General features: G+C 71.0%; 23 protein-coding genes and 1 pseudogene. 8 read left to right on the plus strand and 16 right to left on the minus strand.

Annotated features, from left to right (window positions below):
* Positions 1–161: 161 nt before the first annotated feature.
* The 6 genes from ACWGJ5_RS11550 to ACWGJ5_RS11575 all read right to left on the minus strand — a co-directional run bounded on the left by ACWGJ5_RS11550 (position 162) and on the right by ACWGJ5_RS11575 (position 5,038).
* A complete protein-coding gene (locus ACWGJ5_RS11550; RefSeq protein ID WP_453309522.1) occupies positions 162–413 on the minus strand; it encodes an SCO2583/SCO2584 N-terminal domain-containing protein in 252 nt (83 codons plus the stop codon).
* Positions 414–822: 409 nt separating this feature from the next.
* A complete protein-coding gene (locus tag ACWGJ5_RS11555) occupies positions 823–2,004 on the minus strand; it encodes a PP2C family protein-serine/threonine phosphatase (protein WP_453309523.1) in 1,182 nt (393 codons plus the stop codon).
* Positions 2,005–2,422: 418 nt separating this feature from the next.
* A complete protein-coding gene (phoU, locus tag ACWGJ5_RS11560; protein WP_453309524.1) occupies positions 2,423–3,097 on the minus strand; it encodes a phosphate signaling complex protein PhoU in 675 nt (224 codons plus the stop codon).
* A gap of 97 nt (positions 3,098–3,194) precedes the next feature.
* Entirely contained in the window at positions 3,195–3,479 is a 285-nt protein-coding gene (locus tag ACWGJ5_RS11565; RefSeq protein ID WP_453309525.1) for a DUF6328 family protein, read from the minus strand.
* Complete coding sequence (locus ACWGJ5_RS11570; RefSeq protein ID WP_453309526.1) at positions 3,476–3,757, minus strand: DUF6328 family protein; 282 nt, start codon at positions 3,755–3,757, stop codon at positions 3,476–3,478. Before ACWGJ5_RS11570 ends, ACWGJ5_RS11565 begins: the two co-directional genes overlap by 4 nt.
* 141 nt (positions 3,758–3,898) lie before the next feature.
* On the minus strand, positions 3,899–5,038 hold the full coding sequence (locus tag ACWGJ5_RS11575; protein WP_453309558.1) for a PP2C family protein-serine/threonine phosphatase: 1,140 nt from the start codon (positions 5,036–5,038) through the stop codon (positions 3,899–3,901).
* A gap of 273 nt (positions 5,039–5,311) precedes the next feature.
* Between ACWGJ5_RS11575 and ACWGJ5_RS11580 the strand changes: the two genes are divergently transcribed.
* Together ACWGJ5_RS11580 and ACWGJ5_RS11585 are read left to right on the plus strand one after the other, a co-directional pair.
* Positions 5,312–5,455 carry a GntR family transcriptional regulator gene (locus ACWGJ5_RS11580; protein WP_453309559.1) on the plus strand — a complete coding sequence of 48 codons (144 nt, stop codon included), beginning with the start codon at positions 5,312–5,314 and terminating at the stop codon, positions 5,453–5,455.
* Positions 5,410–5,595: pseudogene (locus ACWGJ5_RS11585) on the plus strand (site-specific integrase); the annotation flags it as partial. The gene ACWGJ5_RS11580 and the pseudogene ACWGJ5_RS11585, both read left to right, overlap by 46 nt.
* Positions 5,596–5,713: 118 nt before the next feature.
* On the opposite strand, the gene glnA reads toward ACWGJ5_RS11585, so the two are convergent.
* The gene (gene glnA, locus ACWGJ5_RS11590) at positions 5,714–7,123 is read right to left on the minus strand and encodes a type I glutamate--ammonia ligase (protein ID WP_228619845.1); all 1,410 of its coding nucleotides are present in this window, start codon (positions 7,121–7,123) and stop codon (positions 5,714–5,716) included.
* 210 nt (positions 7,124–7,333) lie between these two features.
* Here glnA and ACWGJ5_RS11595 point away from each other — a divergent pair, with 210 nt between their 5' ends.
* On the plus strand, positions 7,334–7,804 hold the full coding sequence (locus ACWGJ5_RS11595; protein WP_453309527.1) for an RDD family protein: 471 nt from the start codon (positions 7,334–7,336) through the stop codon (positions 7,802–7,804).
* A 94-nt stretch (positions 7,805–7,898) separates the two neighbouring features.
* Positions 7,899–8,396, plus strand: coding sequence for a flavin reductase family protein (locus tag ACWGJ5_RS11600; protein ID WP_453309528.1), 498 nt, complete (start codon positions 7,899–7,901; stop codon positions 8,394–8,396).
* 18 nt (positions 8,397–8,414) lie between these two features.
* Here the strand turns inward: ACWGJ5_RS11600 and ACWGJ5_RS11605 are convergent, their stop codons facing one another.
* The 4 genes from ACWGJ5_RS11605 to lipB form a co-directional block, all read right to left on the minus strand.
* Positions 8,415–9,104 (minus strand): DUF4191 domain-containing protein, encoded by a 690-nt coding sequence (locus tag ACWGJ5_RS11605; protein ID WP_453309529.1) that lies wholly within the window; start codon positions 9,102–9,104, stop codon positions 8,415–8,417.
* A 65-nt stretch (positions 9,105–9,169) separates the two neighbouring features.
* Positions 9,170–9,367 (minus strand): SCO2195 family GlnR-regulated protein, encoded by a 198-nt coding sequence (locus tag ACWGJ5_RS11610; RefSeq protein ID WP_228619840.1) that lies wholly within the window; start codon positions 9,365–9,367, stop codon positions 9,170–9,172.
* A gap of 231 nt (positions 9,368–9,598) precedes the next feature.
* Complete coding sequence (gene lipA / locus ACWGJ5_RS11615; protein WP_453309530.1) at positions 9,599–10,564, minus strand: lipoyl synthase; 966 nt, start codon at positions 10,562–10,564, stop codon at positions 9,599–9,601.
* A 118-nt stretch (positions 10,565–10,682) separates the two neighbouring features.
* Positions 10,683–11,504 (minus strand): lipoyl(octanoyl) transferase LipB, encoded by an 822-nt coding sequence (gene lipB / locus ACWGJ5_RS11620; RefSeq protein ID WP_453309531.1) that lies wholly within the window; start codon positions 11,502–11,504, stop codon positions 10,683–10,685.
* 241 nt (positions 11,505–11,745) lie between these two features.
* On the opposite strand from lipB, the gene ACWGJ5_RS11625 reads away from it, so the two are divergent.
* Entirely contained in the window at positions 11,746–13,212 is a 1,467-nt protein-coding gene (locus ACWGJ5_RS11625) for a regulator (RefSeq protein ID WP_453309532.1), read from the plus strand.
* A 31-nt stretch (positions 13,213–13,243) separates the two neighbouring features.
* Here the strand turns inward: ACWGJ5_RS11625 and ACWGJ5_RS11630 are convergent, their stop codons facing one another.
* Both ACWGJ5_RS11630 and ACWGJ5_RS11635 read right to left on the minus strand, forming a co-directional pair.
* Positions 13,244–14,617 (minus strand): NAD(P)/FAD-dependent oxidoreductase, encoded by a 1,374-nt coding sequence (locus ACWGJ5_RS11630; protein ID WP_453309533.1) that lies wholly within the window; start codon positions 14,615–14,617, stop codon positions 13,244–13,246.
* A gap of 183 nt (positions 14,618–14,800) precedes the next feature.
* Positions 14,801–15,697: a TIGR01777 family oxidoreductase gene (locus tag ACWGJ5_RS11635; RefSeq protein ID WP_453309534.1), complete on the minus strand. Its 897-nt coding sequence runs from the start codon at positions 15,695–15,697 to the stop codon at positions 14,801–14,803.
* A 65-nt stretch (positions 15,698–15,762) separates the two neighbouring features.
* On the opposite strand from ACWGJ5_RS11635, the gene ACWGJ5_RS11640 reads away from it, so the two are divergent.
* Positions 15,763–16,242 (plus strand): N-acetyltransferase family protein, encoded by a 480-nt coding sequence (locus tag ACWGJ5_RS11640; protein ID WP_453309535.1) that lies wholly within the window; start codon positions 15,763–15,765, stop codon positions 16,240–16,242.
* 35 nt (positions 16,243–16,277) lie between these two features.
* On the opposite strand, the gene ACWGJ5_RS11645 is transcribed toward ACWGJ5_RS11640, so the two are convergent.
* Positions 16,278–17,462: a MarP family serine protease gene (locus ACWGJ5_RS11645; RefSeq protein ID WP_453309536.1), complete on the minus strand. Its 1,185-nt coding sequence runs from the start codon at positions 17,460–17,462 to the stop codon at positions 16,278–16,280.
* 651 nt (positions 17,463–18,113) lie between these two features.
* Between ACWGJ5_RS11645 and ACWGJ5_RS11650 the strand changes: the two genes are divergently transcribed.
* Both ACWGJ5_RS11650 and ACWGJ5_RS11655 read left to right on the plus strand, forming a co-directional pair.
* Positions 18,114–19,028: a peptidoglycan recognition protein family protein gene (locus ACWGJ5_RS11650; RefSeq protein ID WP_453309537.1), complete on the plus strand. Its 915-nt coding sequence runs from the start codon at positions 18,114–18,116 to the stop codon at positions 19,026–19,028.
* 72 nt (positions 19,029–19,100) lie between these two features.
* Complete coding sequence (locus tag ACWGJ5_RS11655) at positions 19,101–19,370, plus strand: hypothetical protein (RefSeq protein WP_453309538.1); 270 nt, start codon at positions 19,101–19,103, stop codon at positions 19,368–19,370.
* A gap of 11 nt (positions 19,371–19,381) precedes the next feature.
* Here ACWGJ5_RS11655 and ACWGJ5_RS11660 read toward each other — a convergent pair whose 3' ends face one another.
* On the minus strand, positions 19,382–19,900 hold the full coding sequence (locus tag ACWGJ5_RS11660) for a DUF4240 domain-containing protein (protein ID WP_453309560.1): 519 nt from the start codon (positions 19,898–19,900) through the stop codon (positions 19,382–19,384).
* Between the two features lie 66 nt (positions 19,901–19,966).
* Positions 19,967–20,983: a helix-turn-helix transcriptional regulator gene (locus ACWGJ5_RS11665; RefSeq protein WP_453309539.1), complete on the minus strand. Its 1,017-nt coding sequence runs from the start codon at positions 20,981–20,983 to the stop codon at positions 19,967–19,969.
* Positions 20,984–20,998: the final 15 nt, after the last annotated feature.

Raw genomic sequence — 20,998 nt, forward strand, 5'->3', positions numbered from 1 at the left:
ATCACCCCGCAGTCAGGCACTCGTCCCGCTGTCCAGTGTGCACCAGCCGACTCCCATGAACAGGTCCCGAACGTCCCTAGGAGCAGCAAAACGTACCCGTGAGTCGGCCGGCTGTCGCTGAGCGTCCCCGGGCACCGTGCGCCGGGTACGGGGCCGCCCGGCTACGACGAGCCGAACTGCAGCAGCCCGATCAGCACCATGACCGCGATCACACAGCCGAAGACCATGGCCGTCGACGCCCACGACGCCCGGCGCGGCCCCGGTTCCGGGTCGGCGCGGAAGGGCGCCGCATTCGGCGGGTTCTCCTTCCAGCGCGCGGCGAGCATCCGAGCCCGGGCCGAGGGCTCCTTGTGCTCGGCGGAATTCGCCCAGCGGTGATCGAATTCCCGCTCCCAGTCGTCCTGTTCCGTCATCCCCGTTCAACCTCTCTCGTCCGGCAGGGTCAGGAGGGATGATCCCCCGGAAGTAGGAAGTCCGGGAAGCAGGAAAAAGTTCCCTAGCGGCCGGTGCCCCACTGCCTGGAACACGCGGAAGGCCCCCCGGCGGGAGCCGAGGGGCCTTGCAGTGGCGTCTGTCACACGTCGAAGAAGTGATGACCTGGCTCGGTCACCTCCGTAGACCGGCGGGACTGTCGCTCTGACCAGCGCGGACGTCGTCGTTGTCTGGCGTCATCGGTCGTTGTTGGTCTCCCTGGGACGGCCCACAGACGGCCCCGCTCCTATGGCCGAGGGCCTCGCTTCTGGGTGAGGTCAAGCTCGCAGGACGGAGCCGGCGGACTTACAGACCGTGCGGCGGGCAACCCTTGAACTGCGGATTCGCAGCTCACGGCGACCACTGCCCCACGTCCGCTCCACCGGGAGGCGGCGGCTCTGGTTCGCCGTTGAGCCGGTCAACGAGGAGCATCGCCACATCGTCCGCCAGGTCGCCCTCGGTGTGGCGGGCCAATGCCTGGTGCAGATGTTCCAGGAACTCGGGCGGGGTGGTGCTGCGGCGTATCCCCTCCATGGCCTCCGGCAGAGCGAAGAATTCGCCGTCGCGGTTGCGGGCCTCTATCACGCCGTCGGTGTACAGCAGTAGGCGGTCACCGGGGAGGAACCCAAAGCTCTCAGCTTTGGGGGGAGGGCCGGTGACGAGGTCTTCCATGCCGACGGGCGGCAACGGCGAGTTCGGCATCAGCATCTTGGCCCTGCCCTGGTGCAGCAGCAGCGGCGGCGGATGCCCACGGTTGACCAGCTGCACCACGGGTTCCTCCGGCACCTGTGCGATGAGCACCGTAGTGAACCCTTCCAGCAGAACTACCTCGTCGTATGCGCCCGGCACGGCGAGTTCCCGTCGCAACGCAGCCGCACAGTGGTTCATCACCTCCACCAAGTCGTCCTCGTAATGCACGGCCTCCCGAAACGCACCCGCCGCCACTGCGACGGCTCGCACCGCAACAAGCCCCTTGCCCCGGACGTCCCCCACGATCATCCGGACGCCATACCGGGTCTGCACGGCCTCGTACAGATCACCGCCCACCTGTGCGCCCGTCCCGGCCGCAAGGCACAGGCTGGCCGCCCGCACTGGGCCCAGTCGCGCGGGCACAGGCCGTAGCACGACCTCCTGTGCCGCCACGGCGATCTGGCGAACCCGGTCGAGCTCTCTCTGCCGGCGCGTCTGCATGGCGCTGCTCGTGATGAAGCCGGCCACGGTCACCAGGGCCAAGGCCAGAAAGTTGGTATAGACCTGCAAGGTGCCCCACGCCTGGTTGTACGTAGCCGTGGTCACGCTGATTACAAGCGCGAGAGCAGCTGCCGCGGCGGTCCCCTTGGGGCCCAACGTCACGGCCGCCAACGCCGGGATCGCGGCGAGAAAGGGGCCGGTATAGATGAAGTGGGCAGGCGTGAGCTCGATGACCAGCACGGCCAGCCCGATCAAGAAGGGCACGCACTGCATCAGGGCGAAGAGGAGCCGGCCACGGCCGCCTGCCCCTGGCCGAAGGGACGAGCGCAGGAGCGCCTGCATGTATTCAGCCTGCCTTGCTGCAGCTCACGCCTCCACTCGCCGCTCTCACGACATCCTCGCTGTCTGACGCTCAAGACCTCCGAGCAGTACAACGGCTGCTCGAAACCCCACGGTCACCTGAACGACAAACGGGTCCGCGTCCAGCATTCGGGCTGGTCACGGACCCTTTCGGTCCTGTGGCGGCGCCAGGATGCGAACCTGGGAAGGCTGAGCCGGCAGATTTGCAGCGGGCCCGGTCCGACCCTCGCTACCTGCGGGTTCCTGCGGAACCGGTGCCGCCGGGGGACGCCTGGGGGCACGCGAGCGCTGCCGTGCGACGCGCCCACGCTCTGGTCAGCCGAGTTCCCGAAGCGCGCTCCTTTGTGACTGAGCAGCTCAGTTGGCCACTCTGAGCGTCACAGTTGGCCGCACGGAGGGGTCAGGTGGTCGCGGGCGGGTCGGTGGCCAGGTCGTCCGCGTGCTCGCCGGTGACGAGGTAGACCACGCGCTGTGCGACCGCTACGGCGTGGTCAGCGAAGCGTTCGTAGTAGCGGCCGACGAGCGCGGTGTCGACGGCCGTCTCGACGCCGTGGTGCCAGCGGTCGTCCATGAGGTGCTGGAAGATCGTGCGGTGCAGCTCGTCCATGCGGTCGTCGTCCTTCTCCAGCTGGAGTGCCGCCCCGACGTCATGGGTGATGAGTACCTCGGCGGCCTGTGCCATGAGGCGCTGCGCGAGCTGGCCCATCTCCAGGATCGTACGGCGCAGGTCCTGCGGAATCGCGTGTTCGGGATGCCGCAGCCGGGTCAGCTTGGCCACGTGCTGAGCCAGGTCTCCCGACCGTTCCAGGTCGGCGCTCATCCGCAGTGAGGTGACCACGATCCGCAGGTCGGTTGCGACCGGCTGCTGCCTGGCCAGCAGTGCGATCGCCCGGTCTTCCAGGTCACGCTGGAGGTCATCGACTTCCGCGTCCGCTGAGATCACGTCCTCGGCCAGCTTCAGGTCGGCGTCGAGGAGAGCGGTGGTGGCCCGGCCGATAGCGGAGCCGACCAGGTGTGCCATCTCCACCAGACCCTCACTGATCGAGTTCAGCTCCTCGTGGTAAACCTCTCGCATCGTCCTCACCGTCCGGTTGCCTGGGCCAGCCTCCACCGTCTGTCAGGTTTGCACACATCGCGGCGCAGACAGCGGCCGCCCAAGGTTCCTGGCTGGCTCACATACGTCGGACGGCCCAGGGCAGCAGGAACCACAGGTCGGCGAAGGTCGCTGTGGTCACGGTCGTGATGGCGATGGCTGCTGGGCCGCCCAGTACGACGTCCATCAGCAGGAGAACGGCTCCGTTGAGCGCCGGCACCAGAAGGATCAGGCCGATTTGCGCGTGCCTGGCAGACAGGGCAACGATGCGTGGCTTTACACCGGGGTGGAAGAGGCCGCGGTGCAAGGCGACGGGGGTGGCAAGAACCGCAGAGGTGATGACGGTCAGCAGCAGGGTGATCACGTAGGTGTCGCACTGAAAAGCATCGAGCTGCGGGAAACGGCTGGTGAACGCCAGCCCAGGAGGAAGGCGAACAGGATCTGCACGCCGGTCTGGACGACGCGCAGTTCCTGAAGGAGTTCGGCGAGGTTACGGTCGGCTCGCTCCTCGGGCGTTTCGTGACGGGACGTCTGCGGCTGCTGTCCTGGATCTTTCGGCATGGCCTTCACTGTCCGACCGGCTTCAGGATCACTCCACAACCGGCTGAGCGTGTGTTGATCTGCGCACTGCTTGCGCCGCATCTCGGCCGTCCTCGCTGACTACGGGCCCCTGGCTTCAGGGAGCGGGAAACGCCGGCGGCCCGCTGTCGGGGGGCAGCGGTCTGTTCGCGGACACCGTACGAACGGCCGCCCATCTGTCCTCTCCCACGTCGTGCGTCCAGTTCAGGAGCTTGCGCCGAAGGTGTTCGCGTGGATAACGCGTCCGTGATGATGGCGTCGGTGAGTATCAGGCTCGCGGCGGAGTGCGACGAGGGCCGCGTCGTCGCCGAGACGTCCGCGGGTGTGAGCGAGCAGGTCGCGCTGGACGTGGTGCAGCAGCGATTCCGGGCTCGCCTCGCTCCACTGGGCGGCCCGTGTCTCAAAGGGGTAGAAGGCGCCATTGGCGTCGCGGGCTTCGATGACGCCGTCGGTGTAGAGCAGGAGCGTGTCGCCGGGCTCGAAGGAGAGCACATCGATCTTGTATTCCTCCGGTCCCAGCTCGCCGATCCCCAGCGGTGGCGCGGGGTGCAGGCTGGGGACGGTGAGGGACCTGCCGGGGTTGAGCACCAGCGGCGGGGGGTGCCCACAGCTGACGATGCGCGTGGTGGGGTCGTCGTCGGGGAGTTCCAGCAGCAAGGCGGTGGCGAAGCGTTCGCCGGTTTCCTCGGCCGGCTCGAAGTCGGCGAGGTAGCGGGTGACGCTCTGTTCCAGGGAAGCGGCCAGATCCGGCAGGGAGGTGTGCCGGTGGGCGGCTTCGCGGAAGGCTCCGAGCAGGAGGGCGGCCTCGCCGATGGCGGACAGCCCTTTGCCCCGCACATCGCCGATCATGATGCGCACACCGCCGATGATGCGGGTGGCAGCGTAGAGGTCACCGCCGATCTGCGCCTCGTCCTCGGCGGCCAGGTACAGGCAGGCGATCTGCAGGGCGCCGATCCGCTCCGGCAGTGGCCACAGCAGGACGTGCTGCGCGGCCTCTGCGACCGACCGCACCTGGGCCAGTTGGCGTCGGTTCCGCTCACGCACCACGCAGCCGAACACGATCATGGCTGACAGCGCTGCCAGGGCGAGGATCTGCACCAGCACGTTGCGCGAGAGCAGTACGCCAAAGTGCCAGCCGATGTACGCCTGTGCCGCCACCGCCAGGAACCCGATCAGCCCGGTCAGCCGCGGGCCGGCGAACGAGGCAGTGATCGCAGGAGCGATGACCAGCAGCGGGCCGAGATGGATGTCGGCCGGGACCAATTGATCCGTCGCTGTGATCACCACGATGAGCACGATCGGGATCACCAGCAGCACATGACTCGACTGCCACACCTGCCGCACACCAGCCAAGCCATGACCGGCTTCCACATCCTCCAGATTGCCACCGCCCAGCCAGCTCTGCGCGCCGCCGCTCCTCCCTGGTCTGCCTTCGACTTCGCACACAGCGTGACCGCGATCCGAAAGAGCGACCTCCGTCGCGACAAGGGATGGAACCCAAGCATCCCCGGGGGACGGTTGAGGGGGCGGTTCTACCACTTGCCTGAGTCAGGCCGCTGGGGTGCCCCTGCCGAGGCTCTGAGGGAGCGCATCCAGAGCGGGGTCATCGCCGACAGGATGCCGTCAGAAGCGGCAACCTCTGCCGAGTTCGGTATCGCGCGAACCACAGTCAGGCGAGCGCCGGCGACCCTGGAGAGCGAGGGCGTCATCGAGTCCATTGCTACTACGCGTCGGTCCTGCTGGACGCGGGGGAGAACGTGAAGGCCCTCGCCGAGTACCTCGGGCACGCGGACCCCGGCTTCACGCTGCGTACCTACACGCACCTGCTGCCGAACAGCCAAGATCGAGCCCGCAAAGCCATCGACCAGGCATTCCAAGAGCGACAGTACGACGCAGCCTGAGCCAGCCCCGGAAGCGGGAGCCGAAAAGCCGTCGGCCGGCTCTCCCACGCTGGGAGAGCCGGCCGACGGCCCACACACGGCCCAGGGGAGCGGTTACCCGCCCCGACCTGGGGCGACATCACACGTCGAAGTACAGCTCGAACTCGTGCGGGTGCGGACGCAGCTGCAGCGGCGCGATCTCGTTGGTGCGCTTGAAGTCGATCCACGTCTCGATCAGGTCCGGCGTGAAGACGTCGCCCTGGAGGAGGAACTCGTGGTCGGCCTCGAGCGAGTCGAGGACGGCCGGCAGCGAGGTCGGGACCTGGGCGACGTTCGCGTGCTCCTCGGGAGCCAGCTCGTACAGGTCCTTGTCGATCGGCTCGGCCGGCTCGATCTTGTTCTTGATGCCGTCCAGACCCGCGAGGAGCAGGGCGGAGAAGGCCAGGTACGGGTTGCCGGAGGAGTCCGGGGCGCGGAACTCGACGCGCTTGGCCTTCGGGTTGGAGCCGGTGATCGGGATACGCATGGCCGCGGAGCGGTTGCGCTGCGAGTACACCAGGTTGATCGGCGCCTCGAAGCCCGGCACCAGACGGTGGTACGAGTTCACCGTCGGGTTGGTGAAGGCCAGCAGCGACGGGGCGTGCTTGAGGATGCCGCCGATGTAGTAGCGGGCGGTGTCCGACAGGCCCGCGTAACCGGCCTCGTCGTAGAACAGCGGGTCGCCGTTGCTCCACAGCGACTGGTGCACGTGCATGCCCGAGCCGTTGTCACCGAAGATCGGCTTCGGCATGAAGGTCGCGGTCTTGCCGTTGCGCCAGGCCACGTTCTTCACGATGTACTTGAAGAGCTGCAGGTCGTCGGCGGCGGCGAGCAGGGTGTTGAACTTGTAGTTGATCTCCGCCTGGCCGGCGGTGCCCACCTCGTGGTGCTGGCGCTCGACCTGCAGGCCGGCCTTGCCCAGCTCCAGGGAGATCTCGGCGCGCAGGTCTGCGAAGTGGTCGACCGGCGGGACCGGGAAGTAGCCGCCCTTGTAGCGGACCTTGTAACCACGGTTGTCCTCGAGGGCACCGGTGTTCCAGGCGCCCGCCTCGGAGTCGATGTGGTAGAAGGACTCGTTCGCGCTGGTCGCGAAGCGGACGGAGTCGAAGACGTAGAACTCGGCCTCGGGGCCGAAGTACGCGGTGTCCGCGATACCGGTCGACGCGAGGTAGGCCTCGGCCTTCTTCGCCACGTTGCGCGGGTCACGGGAGTACTGCTCGCCCGTGATCGGGTCGTGGATGAAGAAGTTGATGTTGAGGGTCTTGTCGCGACGGAACGGGTCCACACGGGCGGTGGACAGGTCGGCGCGCAGGGCCATGTCGGACTCGTGAATGGCCTGGAAGCCGCGGATCGAGGATCCGTCGAAGGCGAGCTCGTCGTCCGGGTCGAACGCCTCGACCGGCACCGTGAAGTGCTGCATCACGCCCGGCAGGTCGCAGAAGCGGACGTCGATGAACTTGACGTCCTCGTCCGCGATGAACTTCTTGGCCTCGTCGGCGTTCTGGAACATCCAGCTCCTCCTACTCCCGACCGTCCTCGCCGGGGTGGTAGATCGTTCGTGCGGCCAGTGCGGTGGCACACGCTGGTCTCGACCCTAGGGACGGGTGATTTCTCGGGCGTGACCCGTTTGTTTCGCAGAAGTTAACCGGCCACGCGTCCACGGTAGCCCCGACACACCCCTCGGCACAGTGCGCGAATCCGGGCGCAGTACCGTTGACGGGTGGACAACAGGCAAGCACTCGGATCGTGGCTCTCCGGGCCCCGCGCGGCCATGGAAGAGGCCGGTGCGGACTTCGGCTACCGGGGCGAGCAGCTCGGCCTCCCCGAGGAGGGACCGAACTCGATCGCCCGCCAGGGGCGGCGGCTCGGCGCCCTCGCCGTGGACTGGGCACTGAGCGTTCTGATCGCATACGGCCTGATCACGAACGGCTACCGGGTGCCTGCGACGAGCAACTGGGCGCTCGGCGTCTTCTTCGTCATGAGCGTGCTGACCGTGGGCACGATCGGCTTCACCCCGGGCAAGCGGCTCTTCGGCATCCGGGTGGTGGCTCTGGAGACCGGCACGGTCAGTCCGCTGCGGTCGCTGCTTCGTACGGTGCTGCTGTGCCTCGCGATTCCGGCGCTGATCTGGGACCGGGACGGCCGCGGGCTGCACGACAGGCTGGCGAAGACCGTAGAGGTCCGGATCTGACCGCTCCCGGCCGCGGGTCCGCACCTGCGCCCGGCCATCGTCCAGATGCCGCCACCCGGTTGCCCGGTCGAACCGGCGGCCGCATCGTCGCCGTATGACCGATGCTCAGGATCTGATGGCGGCCGAGGTGACGCCCGAGGAGTTCCGGGACGCCATGGCGCGTTTTCCGTCGGGCGTGGTGGTGGTGACCGCCCGCTGCGAGGACGGCACCCCGCGCGGCTTCACGGCGAGCTCCTTCTGCTCCGTCTCCCTGGAGCCACCGCTGGTCCTGGTGTGTCTCGCGGACGCGGCCGACTCCGCGGCGGTCTTCGCGCGGTGCGACCACTTCGCGGTGAGCGTGCTGGCCCCGGAGCACCAGCCGCTGGCCCAGCTGTTCGCCACCAAGGGCGCCGACAAGTTCTCCGACGCCCTGCTGCAGCCGAGCCCCTTCGGCCCGACGGTGCGGCAGGCGCCCGTACAGCTGAACTGTGCCGCATACGCACGTTACCCGGCCGGGGATCACACGATCCTGATCGGCCGGGTAACGGGAGTACGGCTGGGCGAGGGTTCGCCGATGGTCTACTGCGAGCGGGAGTTCCGGCGCCTGTGCTGACAGGCCGCGCCTCGGGGCTCAGCGGCCCTTCGGCATCCGCATGCCCTTGGGCATGGGACCCTTCGGCAGCGGCATGTTGCTCATCAGGTCGCCCAGGGCCCGCAGCCGGTCGTTGGTGGCTGTCACCTGGGGACCGGTGAGCACGCGCGGGAACTTCAGCAGGGTCGTACGCAGCTTCTTCAGCTCGACCTGGCCCTCGCCGTTGCCGACGATCACGTCGTGCACCGGTACGTCTGCGACGATCCGGCTCATCTTCTTCTTCTCGGCGGCCAGCAGGCTCTTCACCCGGTTCGGGTTGCCCTCGGCGACCAGCACGATGCCGGCCTTGCCCACGGCCCGGTGCACCACGTCCTGGCTGCGGTTCATCGCCACCGCCGGAGTCGTCGTCCAGCCCCGGCCGATGTTGTCCAGCACGGCGGCCGCGGCGCCCGGCTGACCCTCCATCTGGCCGAAGGCGGCGCGCTCGGCCCGGCGGCCGAACACGATCGCCGTCGCCAGCAGCGCGATCAGCAGGCCGAAGATGCCCAGGTAAACCGGGTGGCCGAGCAAGAAGCCGATCACAAGGAAGACAGCGAGGGTGCCGATGCCTACGGCCCCGAGTACAAGACCGATCTTCGTGTCGACCTTGCGGGTCATCTTGTAGGTGAGAGCGATCTGCTTCAGTCGCCCTGCGTTCGCGGCGTCCGCCGCGGTTTCCTTCCTCGCCATGTCACGAAGTCTACGTGGCCCCGGGAGTGCCGACGACGGCAGTGCCCGGTGCACGGCCCGTGGGCTCAGGAGCGGCCGGCGGCCTGCTCCAGGACACGCTGCGCCTCCACCCGGTCCTTGGCGCGCCGGCGGTCCTCCAGCACGGAGGTCCACGCGTTGCGCCGGGCGGTGCGCTGACCGCTGCTCATGAGCAGGGACTCGACGGCGCGGAGAGCGTCGGTGAAGGACGGGATGGCGGTGGCGCGTACGGGCGCGGCCTGCATGATCGAGGTCCCCCCTCGGAGCGGACGGTGTACGAGGCGTGATACCAGAGTCACTGATTGGTGTTACCAGGGCGTGTCCGACCGGTCAAACACCAATGAAGCCTTGATACAGAGCACTGAAACGCTGACGCGGCCCTGATGCCCGCCCTCATCAGCGAGGACGGTCAGGACCGCGTCGACTCGGCCATTACTGGCCAGTAGCTACTTGTGCGCGAATTCACACGCGCGGGCTCACACCGCCTGGGTGGCGACGAACGAACCACGCTTCTCGATGGCCATCTGATAGAGACGCCCGGCGCGGTACGACGACCGCACCAGCGGACCCGACATCACACCGGAGAAGCCGATCTGCTCGGCCTCCTCCTTCAGCTCCACGAACTCATGCGGCTTCACCCAGCGCTCGACGGGGTGGTGGCGGACGGAGGGGCGCAGGTACTGGGTGATGGTGACCAGCTCGCAGCCGGCGTCGTGCAGCTGCTGCAGTGCCTCGCCGACCTCCTCGCGGGTCTCGCCCATGCCGAGGATCAGGTTCGACTTGGTCACCAGGCCGTGGTCGCGGGCCTCGGTGATGACCTTCAGGGAGCGCTCGTAGCGGAAGCCGGGGCGGATCCGCTTGAAGATCCGCGGGACCGTCTCGACGTTGTGCGCGAAGACCTCGGGGCGGGAGGAGAAGACCTCCGCCAGCTGCTCGGGGACCGCGTTGAAGTCGGGGGCCAGCAGCTCGACCTTGGTCCGGCCGCCCTCTCGGTCCGCCGTCTGCGCGTGGATCTGGCGCACGGTCTCCGCGTACAGCCAGGCGCCGCCGTCCTCCAGGTCGTCGCGGGCGACGCCGGTGATGGTGGCGTAGTTCAGGTCCATCGTGACCACGGACTCGCCGACGCGCCGCGGCTCGTCGCGGTCCAGGGCCTCGGGCTTGCCGGTGTCGATCTGGCAGAAGTCACAGCGCCGGGTGCACTGGTCGCCGCCGATGAGGAAGGTCGCCTCGCGGTCCTCCCAGCACTCGTAGATGTTCGGGCAGCCGGCTTCCTGGCACACGGTGTGCAGGCCCTCGCTCTTCACGAGGTTCTGCATCTTCGTGTACTCGGGACCCATTTTCGCCCGGGTCTTGATCCACTCGGGCTTGCGCTCGATGGGGGTCTGGCTGTTGCGGACCTCCAGGCGCAGCATCTTGCGTCCGTCCGGTGAGACTGCGGACACGTCGGCTCCCTGTGACTTCGATTCTTCGGCGTACACCAGGGTACGCCCGTGCTCATTGCGCCCTACCGGGGAGATCAACCTCGCGGTCGCAGGGGGCATTCCCCCAGGTCCGGTCGGCTCAGGCGGACGCCTTCTCGATCAGCCGCGGCTTCAGGTCCGCGTTCTCCAGGACGTCCCGCAGGTGCTTCTCGGCCACCGGCAGGACCTCCTCGATGGTGATGTCCCGGTCCAGCTCGGCCGCGAGGGAGGCGACCCCCGCGTCCCGGATCCCGCACGGGATGATCCGGTCGAACCACTTGTTGTCGGGGTTCACGTTGAGGGCGAAGCCATGCATCGTGACGCCCTTGGCGACCCGGATGCCGATCGCGGCGATCTTGCGGTCCTCGCGCCGCTGGCCCGCGTTGGACGGGGCGTACTCGGGGCCGTTGAGCCGGGGGTCGAACTCCGGGTCGCTCATCCGCGGGTCGAAGTCCAGGGACAGCCCTCCCCCGGCCTCCGGCCGGAAGGACCCCCAGGCCGGCCGCTGCTCGATCGGGTCGCCGAGCACCCACACGCCGCTGCGGCCCTCGACCCGGGTGGTCTCCAGACCGAACTCGGCGCAGGTGCGGATCAGCGCCTCCTCCAGGCGCCGTACGTGCGCGACCACGTCCACCGGGCGCGGGAGCTTCTGGATCGGGTAGCCCACCAGCTGGCCGGGGCCGTGCCAGGTGATCTTGCCGCCGCGGTCCACGTCGATGACCGGGGTGCCGTCCAGCGGACGCTCGCTGTCCTCGGTGCGGCGGCCGGCCGTGTACACGGGGGGGTGCTCCAGGAGGATCACGGTGTCCGGGACCTCGTCGGCGAACCGGGCCGCGTGCACCCGGCGCTGCTCGTCCCAGGCCTCCTGGTATTCGACGGCATCCGCACCGAACCCCATGCGAACGAACCGCAACTCACTCACGGCAAGGGCCTCCCTCAGCGAACCGGTGTGTCAGGCACGTAACGCGCCCACGCCACTGTACGTCCGACCGGCTTACGTCAGCCCTGGGGGCGTTTCTCACACGATCGGATGAATGCCCCGTGGAATGTGCGATCGCCTGCTCACCCTCCGCTACATTCGCGCCGTTCATGAGGCCATAAGGGCTGCTCAAAGGCAAACCGGGCACTTCGACAGGCCCGGAAGGCAGGAGACCGCACCGCAGATGACGGACCGACCCGCGCAGCGCACCCCCAACCGCCAACTCGCCGCGCTCATCGCAGAAGCGGGGTTCTCCAACGCGGGTCTGGCCCGTCGCGTCGACCAGCTCGGCCTCGAGCACGGGCTCGACCTCAGATACGACAAGACCTCGGTCACCCGCTGGCTGCGCGGACAACAGCCCAGGGGTACGACCCCCGCCCTGATCGCCGAGGTCTTCACACGCCGGCTCGGGCGCCGGCTCACGGCCCAGGATCTCGGCCTGGACGCCTGTGCGCCGGTGTACGCCGGGCTGGAGTTCGCGGCCACCCCGGAAGAGGCCGTCGACATCGTCGGCGGGCTGTGGCGCAAGGACTCCGGCAGCCACGCCGAGCTGCGCAAGATCGCGTTCACCCCGGCGGGGCTCGTGGTGCCCAGCCGGGACTGGCTGATCGGCAAGCCCGACGACAAGGTGGCCCGCGAGCCGGCACCCCGGGTGCCCGCGCAGGTCCGTCCCGCCCCGGTCAAGCCCCCGGGCCGGCCGTTGCCGGTGCCACCCCGGGCGCGCGGACACGCCGACCGCGCCCCCGGCCAGAGGGTGACAGGGGGCGACATCAACGCGCTGCGCTCGGTCGGCGAGCTGTTTCGCACCCTCGACGACCGGTACGGCGGCGGCCACGCACGGCAGGCCCTGGTGCGCTATCTGGAGCACGAGTGCGAGCCGATGCTCCGCGGCAGCTACGACGAGCAGACCGGCCGCAAGCTGTTCGGCGCCGCCGCCGACCTGACCCGGCTCGCGGGCTGGACCTCGTACGACATCGCCGCGCACGGACTCGCCCAGCGCTACTTCGTGCAGGCCCTGCGGCTCGCCCAGGCGGCCGGCGACCGGGCGTACGGTTCCTACGTCCTGGTCACCATGAGCCGGCAGGCCGTCTATCTCGGCCACGGCAGGGAGGCCGTACAACTCGTCCGTGTCGCCCAGCAGGGCATGGGGACCGGTGGCCCGCCGGTCGTGCAGGCGCTGCTGCACGCCTCCGAGGCGAGGGCGCACGGCGTGCTCGGCGAGGTGCGGGCGTGCACGGCGGCGCTCGTGCGGGCCGAGCGCGCCCTGGAGGCGGCCCGGCCCGGGGACGAGGTGCCGTACTGGGCCAAGTTCTTCGACGAGGCGCAGCTCGCCGACGAGTTCGGGCACTGCCACCGGGATCTGCAGCAGTTCCGGGCCTCCGCCCAGCACGCCGAACGCTCCCTCCAGCTCCGTGCGCCGTCCTACGTCCGCAGCCGGCTCTTCTGTCGCGTCGTCCTCGCCACGGCCCGCCTCGGCCTCGGCGAACTCGACCAGGCCTGCGCCCTGGCCGCCGAGGCCGCCGGCCAGGCGGCGGAGATGCGGTCCGCTCGCGCCATCGAGTACGTGCGGGACTTCGAGCGGCGACTGGAGCCGTATCGGGATGCGGCACCGGTGCGGGGGTATCGCGAGAAGGTCGCGGCGTTGGGATGAGGGCGCGCTGAGCAGGGCTCGCCGCAATCCTCTATGCCGCTCGCGGCAACGTCGGTGCCGGGTCGGCCCGGTTCAGGGAACCCCCCGCGCCCAGGTCGGCCAGGATCGCCGCTGCCGCGCGGTGGGCGGAGTGCAGGGCGCCCTGGAGCGTGCTGGTGTCGCGATGGTCGCCGCAGACGTAGAGGCCGGCCAGCAGGCGTACCGGGCGGCGCAGGTCGTGGGGTGGGCGCATGGCCGGGACCGCCTCCGGGGTGTGGTGCACCGCCAGCGTCTCCCAGCGGCGCGTCGAGGTGCCGTAGAGGCGGGAGAGGTGGATGCGGACGGCGGTGTCGATCCCTTCCGGCGGTGTGCCGAGCACGGTCGAGGAGATCAGCACCCGGCCGACCGGCGCCCGGCTCGGGTCCACGGTGCTGAGCACCGCCGTGTGCGCCACCGGCCCGCCGCGGTCGGCGTCCAGCAGCAGCGAGGTGCCGGTGGAGAAGGCCGTCGCCGGGTCGTCGGTGGTGTGGTGGACCACCGTCACCGGGTGGAAGTCCGGCACCCTGAGGCCCGGCAGCAGCTCCGCCGCCGCCCGCGCGTCGGTCGCCAGCAGCACCGCCCGGCAGCGGATCTCGCCGTGCTCGGCGGTGGCCACCGAGGTCGTGGACACCGAGGTGACCCGCACCCCGGTGTGCACGGTGCCCGGCGGCAGCGCCCGCGCCAGCAGTTCCGGCAGTACGTCCGCGCCGCCCTCCGGCACGCACAGCCGGCCGCTCGCGAAGGCGCGCAGCGCGAGGTCGGCGCACCGGCTGGAGGTGGTCAGCTCCGGGTCGCACAGCAGGGTGGCGAGCAGCGGCCGCAGGAAGCCGTCGACCGTGCGCGGCGGCATCCCGCGCTGGGCGAGGGCCTGGCGGGCGGGCATCTCCGGGCGGGCCAGGATGCGCTCCACCGGGGTGGCGGCTATCCGCCCCAGCGCGGCGCCGAGCCGGGCCTGGTCGACCGCGCCGCCCACCGGCGCGCCGGCCCGGCCCGGGGCGGCCGCCGGTCCCCTGGGGGCGCTGGCGAGGGCGCGCACCACATGGAGTGCGCCCCTTGCGCCCCGTGTGCTCCCTCCGGCCGCCGGTGCGCCCGCGCGGTGGGTGCGTCCGTCGCGGTGCAGCAGGACGCCCGGCGCGAAGGTGCGCAGGACCACGGAGTCCAGGCCCGGGGTCGTGCGGAGTTCGGGGTAGGACGTGGACAGCAGCTGTCCGATGCGGTCGAGCCGGAAGCCGTCGACCTTCTCCGTCGACATGCGGCCGCCGACGCAGGGAGCGGCCTCCAGGACTGCGGTCGAGATTCCTGCGCTGGTCAGCCGATGAGCCGCCGAGAGTCCGGCGATGCCGGCTCCCACGATGACGACGTCCACCTGGTACGCGGGCTCAAGCACGAGGCCCCTCCTGTGGTTGCGCGGCCGGTGGAGACGTCATGCCCCCAACTGGCTCCAGGGATACCCGAGTTCGCCTCGAGGTTAGGTCCGCGATCGGTCACGAACAGTCGCGCATCAACAGGGCACGGTCGCATAGAGGTCGCATACGGTCACGTTCGTTCGCCGGTGTTGCAGGCGCCCGACTCACCCCGCGGAACGGATCGCCTCCTCGATCCCCGGGAACGCGAACCGGAACCCCGACTCCAACAGCCGCTTGGGCACCACCCGTTGGCTGCCCAGCACATCCCCCGCCATTTCGCCCAGCACCGCCCGCAGCACCGGCGCCGGGACCGCGAAGGGGGCGGGGCGGTGCAGCACGCGGGCCATCGCCGCCGTGATCTCACGGTTCGTCAGCGGCTGCGGGGCCGTCAGGTTGAACGGCCCGGAGAGGGTGTCGTCGTCGATGAGATGCCGGATCGCGGCGACCTCGTCGTGCAGCGCGATGTACGACCAGTACTGCCGCCCGTCGCCCAGCCTCCCCCCGAGCCCCGCCCGGAACAGCGGGAACAGCCGCCCCCAGGCCCCTCCGCCGCGCGCCACCACCAGGCCCGTGCGCGCGAACACCGTCCGCACGCCCGCCTCCTGCGCGGGCGCCGCGGCCTCCTCCCACTCCACGCACAGCGAGGGCAGGAAGCCGTCGCCCGGCGGGGCGTCCTCGTCCACCGCCCGGTCGCCGGTGTCGCCGTAGACGCCGATCGCGCTGCCGCTGACGAAGACCCGCGGCGGCTCGGGCAGCGCGGCCACCGCCTCCGCCAGCGCGGCCGTCCCCAGCACCCGGCTGTCCCGCAACAGCCGCTTGTACGACGGCGTCCAGCGCCGGTCACCGATGCCCGCCCCGGCCAGGTTCACCACCGCGGCACAGCCGGTCAGCCCGGCCGCGTCCACGTACTGGCCCTCGGGGTCCCAGCAGACCTCGTACGGGCCCACGGCCGCCCGCCGCACCAGTCGTACCACCTCGTGCCCGTCCGCGGTCAGGGACCGCACCAGGGCGCTGCCGATGAGCCCGGACGCGCCGGCCACCGCGATGCGCATACGTTCCATGGCCCCAGCATGCCCGCACGAAAACCCCGTGAGGTGCTCCGGCGGGCCGCCGTAGGGTGATCGTCATGCCGGAGCCGTACATACGCATCGCCGTGCCCGCCGACGAGGAGCAACTGGCCGCCCTCGACCGGGCCGCCTGGTCCACCCTGCACGCCGTGGCGCCCCCGCCGGAGGGGCCGTTCCTCGACGAGCGCCACCTGCCGGAGGACTACCTGGTCGCCGAGGCCGACGGGCAGGTCCTCGGCTACGTCCGCATCGCCCGCCCGACCCGGCTCGCCTCCAACGCGCACGTCCTGCAGATCCAGGGCCTGGCCGTGGCCGACGACGCCCGCGGGCAGGGCGTCGGGCGCGCGCTGATCCGGGCCGCCGTCGAGGAGGCGCGCGGGCGCGGGGCACGGCGGCTGAGCCTGCGCGTGCTCGGGCACAACGCCCCGGCCCGCGCGCTGTACGAGTCCGAGGGGTTCGCCGTCGAGGGAGTGCAGCCGGAGGAGTTCTACCTCGACGGTGCCTACGTCGACGACGTGCTCATGGGCCGGCGCGTCTGACCGCCGGGAGCCGGCCGGCCGACCCGGCTGCCGGCCTACGAGCTGACCAACTGGCCGGTGTCCACCGACACCGTCGCCGTGGCCGCGCGCTGGGCGTCGCCCGTCACCTCGGACGCCGTGAGCGCGTACCCCGTCTCGGCGTCCGAGGTGGAGCGCGCGAAGACCACCCCGAACACCTTGCCGGCCGTGGTCAGCAGCGGGCCGCCGGAGTTGCCCGGCCGGACCGTGGAGCGGATCGAGTAGATGTCCCGGGTGACCGCGGCGTCGTTGTAGATGTTCTGCCCGGTCGCCCGCACCCGGCTCGCCACCGTCGCCGCCTGCAGGTTCAGCCCGCCGTCCTGCGGATAGCCCGCGACCACGGCCGAGTCCCCGCGCGTCGCGCTGGTGTCGAAGCGCAGCACCGGGGCGCTCAGCCCGGGCACATAGAGCACCGCCACGTCCCGGTCGGGGTCGAAGAGCACCACCCGGGCCAGATACGACCGCCCCACGCCGCCGACCCGCACGCTCGGGTGGTCGATGCCCGCCACCACGTGCGCGTTGGTCATCACGTGCTGCGCGGAGTAGACGAAACCGCTGCCCTCGCGGCCCTCGTTGCCCGAGGCGCCCTCGATCTTCACCGTGCTCAGCTTCGCGGCGCTCGTCGCGGCCGGGGTGACGCTGTCACCGGAGGGCCGGGCCACCCTTGCCGTCGACTCGTTCTCGAACGGGTTGAAGACCTGCGGGAAACCCGCCTCGGTCAGCGCCGAAGTGGCCCGCGAGAACCACGCGGGCGTGGTGTCCGGCATCGCGTCCTGCACCGCGCCCAGCAGCGTCGAGTTCCGTATCGCCGCGTTCAGCGTCTGTGACGGGGCCGCGCCCAGCACGCTGGCCACCACCCAGGCCACGATCAGCACCGCCACCGAGTTCGCCGCCGCGCCCCCGAGCCCGTCCAGCACCCGCAGCGGGCCCCGGTCCAGCTCCCCGCGCAGGCGCAGCGCCAGCCGGCCCGCCAGCTCGTGCCCCACCACCGCGGGCACCAGGACCGTCACCACCGCGAGCGCCGTCGCCTGCGCCGTGCCGCGCTCCACCAGGCCGGTCACCCAGGGCAGCACCCACACACCGACGACGGCACCGCCGACGAACCCGGCCAGTGAGACACAGCCGGCCACCAGCCCGCGCCGGTAACCGGACGCCGCGTAGACGAGGATCACCAGCACGAGCACCAGGTCGAGCAGGTCCACGGAGCCGCCTTTCTCTCGGACCCCTCAGTACGCACGGGACGGGTCCGGTGATCAGTCACCCACTCACGGGCACGGCCACCGGGCGGCGAACCGGCCATTATGTGTGTACCCCCAGAAACGTCCTGGACCGGGATGATGGTTCCGCCAGGTGGCAGAGCGCGCATCGCGGGCACGGCCCGGCCGCCCGAGAGTGGGCTCATGCACGCCGTCCGAAAAAGACTGGAGACGCTCGGCAGGCGCAAGCCGCTGGGCGGGCCGGGGACACCGGAGCCGAAGCTGCCGGGGACACCGGAGCCGGGGGAAACATCCGGTATGCAGCGTATGTCGGAGACGGCCCGGATGTCGGGGGCAGCCGGGACGCCGGAGTACTCCGGGGAGCGGCGGACGTCCGCGGCCCGGAGGCGCACGGGACTGCTGGAACTCCTGAGACCACACCTGAGGCTCCTGATATCCATGAGACGCCTGAGACCGAGACCCATGAGACAAACGAGACGCCTGAGACGCCGGAGCGCTGACGAGACCCCGCAGACTCCGAGAGACCTGAGGACCACGGAGGAGTCCGGGTTCCCACCGACGCCGAGCAGGCGGACGCCGGAGGCGGGAAGGACACCGGAGGTGTCCGCGGGGCCGGCGACACCGGGGACAGCGGGCATGCCGAAGCCGCCGGACCCGCCCGGGCCGCCGCACACCCTGGACACGCAGGGTCCGCCGGACACGCCCGGTCTGCTGGAGACGCCGGAGTGGGCGGGCACGCCGGAGCCACGCCGCCTGGGAGCCCGGCGGATACCCGGCGCCCTGCCGGTGCTGCTCGGCTGTCTGCCCGGGCTGGTGTCCGTCCTCGTGCTCGCCCTGAGCGCCGGCGGCGCCGGGCGCCCCGCCGCGGCGGGCCTCGACCGGTCCGTCCCGCTCCGCACGCCGGTCACCCACCACGCCCCCCGGCCGCACATCGTGGCCCGCTCCGTCTGGCTGGGCACCGCCGGGCGCGTCCAGCCGCCGCCGCGCTACGACGACAAGGTGGTGGCCGTCTTCCTGCACCACACCGACTCGCCGAGCGACTACAACTGCGCCGACGCGCCGGAGATCATCCGCCGCCTGTACGCCGGCCAGACCGGCGTCCGGAACTGGGACGACATCGGCTACAACTTCATCGTCGACCGCTGCGGCACCATCTACGAAGGCCGCGCCGGAGGCACCGACCGGGCCGTCACCGGCGCCCACACCCAGGGCTTCAACCACCGCACGGCCGGCATAGCCGCCCTCGGCACCTTCACCGCCGGCGTCCCCGTGCCCCGGGCCATGACGGACGCGATCGCCGCCCTGGCCGCCTGGAAGCTGGGCCTGGCCGGCATCGACCCGCGCGCGAGCGTCCGCCTGGTCTCCAGCAACAGCCTCAGCCGCTACAAGCAGGGCACCACCGCCACCCTGCCCGCGCTGGCCGGCCACCAGGCCGGGTTCATGACCAGCTGCCCCGGCGCCGCCCTCACCGCCCGCCTCCCCGCGATCAGGGAGAAGGCCGCGCGCCTGCAGGGCCGGACCGCCACGGCACGGCTCACAGCAATCCCCTAGGCACCACGCAGCCCGCTCCGAGCCCCGCGCCCTACGGTCGTGCACATCACCAGCCGACCGGAGGTGGGGATCATGAACAGCAGTCGTGTCCGGGCGAAGTCCACGGACGAGAGCACGGTCGAGGGCACGGCCGGGACCACGGAGCGGGCGAGGGGGACTTGGACCGCGCGCGGCCCCTGGACGGTGCTCTGCGCGGTCGCGACCGTCGTCCTGGGCCCGGCCGCGGCCACCGCGTCCGCCCTCGACCAGGCCAACGCCGCGCCGCTGCACCACGCGGTGCGGGCCGATCAGATCCAGGTCCACCTGCCGGCCGACAGCACCCGCAGGCGCACGGCCGGCTGAGCCGGGCCAGGCTACTCCCGGAAGCGGTCCCACAGCCGCGGGAAGCGGACGGCGAGCGCCCGCTCGTTCTCGAAGTCCACCGGCGAGCCCTCCGGTTCGGCGGGCGCCGGGGCGATGCCCAGGTCGGGCGCGACGGTGCCGGTCAGCTGCTCATAGGCCTCGTCAGCCGCGTAGCCCAGTTCCTCGCCGTCGCCGTCGATCTCCTCGTCGAACTCCCCCAGCAGTTCCGCCAGCGAGTCGGGATCGTGCAGGGCGCCCTCGTAGACCTCCCGGCCCTGGCCGATCAGCCAGCACCGGAAGAAGTCGAACGCGTCGTCGCTGGCCCCGTCCAGCAGTACCCAGGCCGCGCCCCACAGGTCCCAGCGGTAGGCGCGGTTGTAGCGGGCCTCGAAGTGACGGGCGAAGTCCAGAATCAGCTCGGGGTCCAGCTGGAGCAGCCGGTCCACGAGCACGTCGGCCTGTTCCTCGGGGTCACCCTCGGCGGTCTCGCGGGCGGCGTCGATCAGCTCCCAGAACTCCGTCTCGTCCATCACGCCACCAGCATCGGGCCTCCACCGGTGGGGCGCACGCGGAGTACGCCGGAGTGCGGCGGATCGTTATCCGGCGTCCGATCCGGCGTTCGTACGGCCCCGGGGGCGCGGATCGCCGTACAGCGCGGCCAGCCGCGCCGCGTCCCGTGCGAACCGCTCCCGCAGAGCCTTCGGGGCCAGCACCTCCGCCTCCGCACCCAGCGCCGTCAGTTGTCCGTGCGCCACCTCCTCGGACTCCACCCGCAGCGTCACCGTGACCCAGCCGGCCCCGTCCGGCTCGGGCGGCCCGTTCAGCGCCTCGCGCGCCGCCAAGGGATCGACGGCGTACCGCAGCATCCGCGCCCCCTCCGGGGACAGCCGTACGACGACCTCGGCGTGCAGGATCGAGCGCGCGAACCGCTCGGCCTGCTCGGCCCAGTGACCGGGCAGATCGAACTCCGGATCACGGGTGAAGCGTTCCTGCAGGGGTTCCACGGCGTCGAACCGGTCGATCCGGTAGGTCCGGAACGAACCGGCGCCGGCCACCCGCGCGCACAGGTACCAGACGCCCGCCTTGAGCACGAGCCCGTACGGCTCCAGCACCCGCTCCACCTCACTCTCGCCGCGCCGGTAGCGGGCGAGGACGCGGTGGTCGTCCCACACCGCCTGCGCGACCGCCGGCAGCAGCGCGGGCGTCTCCGGCTCCCGGAACCAGGCCGGCGCGTCCAGATGGAACCGCTGGGCGGCGCTGTCCGGGGCGTCCCGCAGCGAGGGCAGCAGCGCCGCGGACACCTTCAGCCGGGCCGCGGAGGCGGCGTCCTCCAGCCCCATCTCCCGCAGCGCCCCCGGCACCCCGCTCAGGAACAGCGCCTCCGCCTCGCTCCTGGCCAGCCCCGTCAGCCGCGTCCGGTATCCGCCGACCAGCCGGTAGCCGCCGGCCCGGCCCCGGTCCGCGTACACCGGCACGCCCGCCTCCGACAGCGCCTGCGCGTCCCGGGTGACCGTCCGCTCCGACACCTCCAGCTCCCGGGCGAGTTCGGCGGCGGTCATGGACGGCCGGGACTGCAGCAGGAGCACCATCTTGATGAGCCGGGCCGCACGCATGGCGCCAGCCTGTCA

Source organism: Streptomyces sp. NPDC054783, assembly GCF_053611725.1.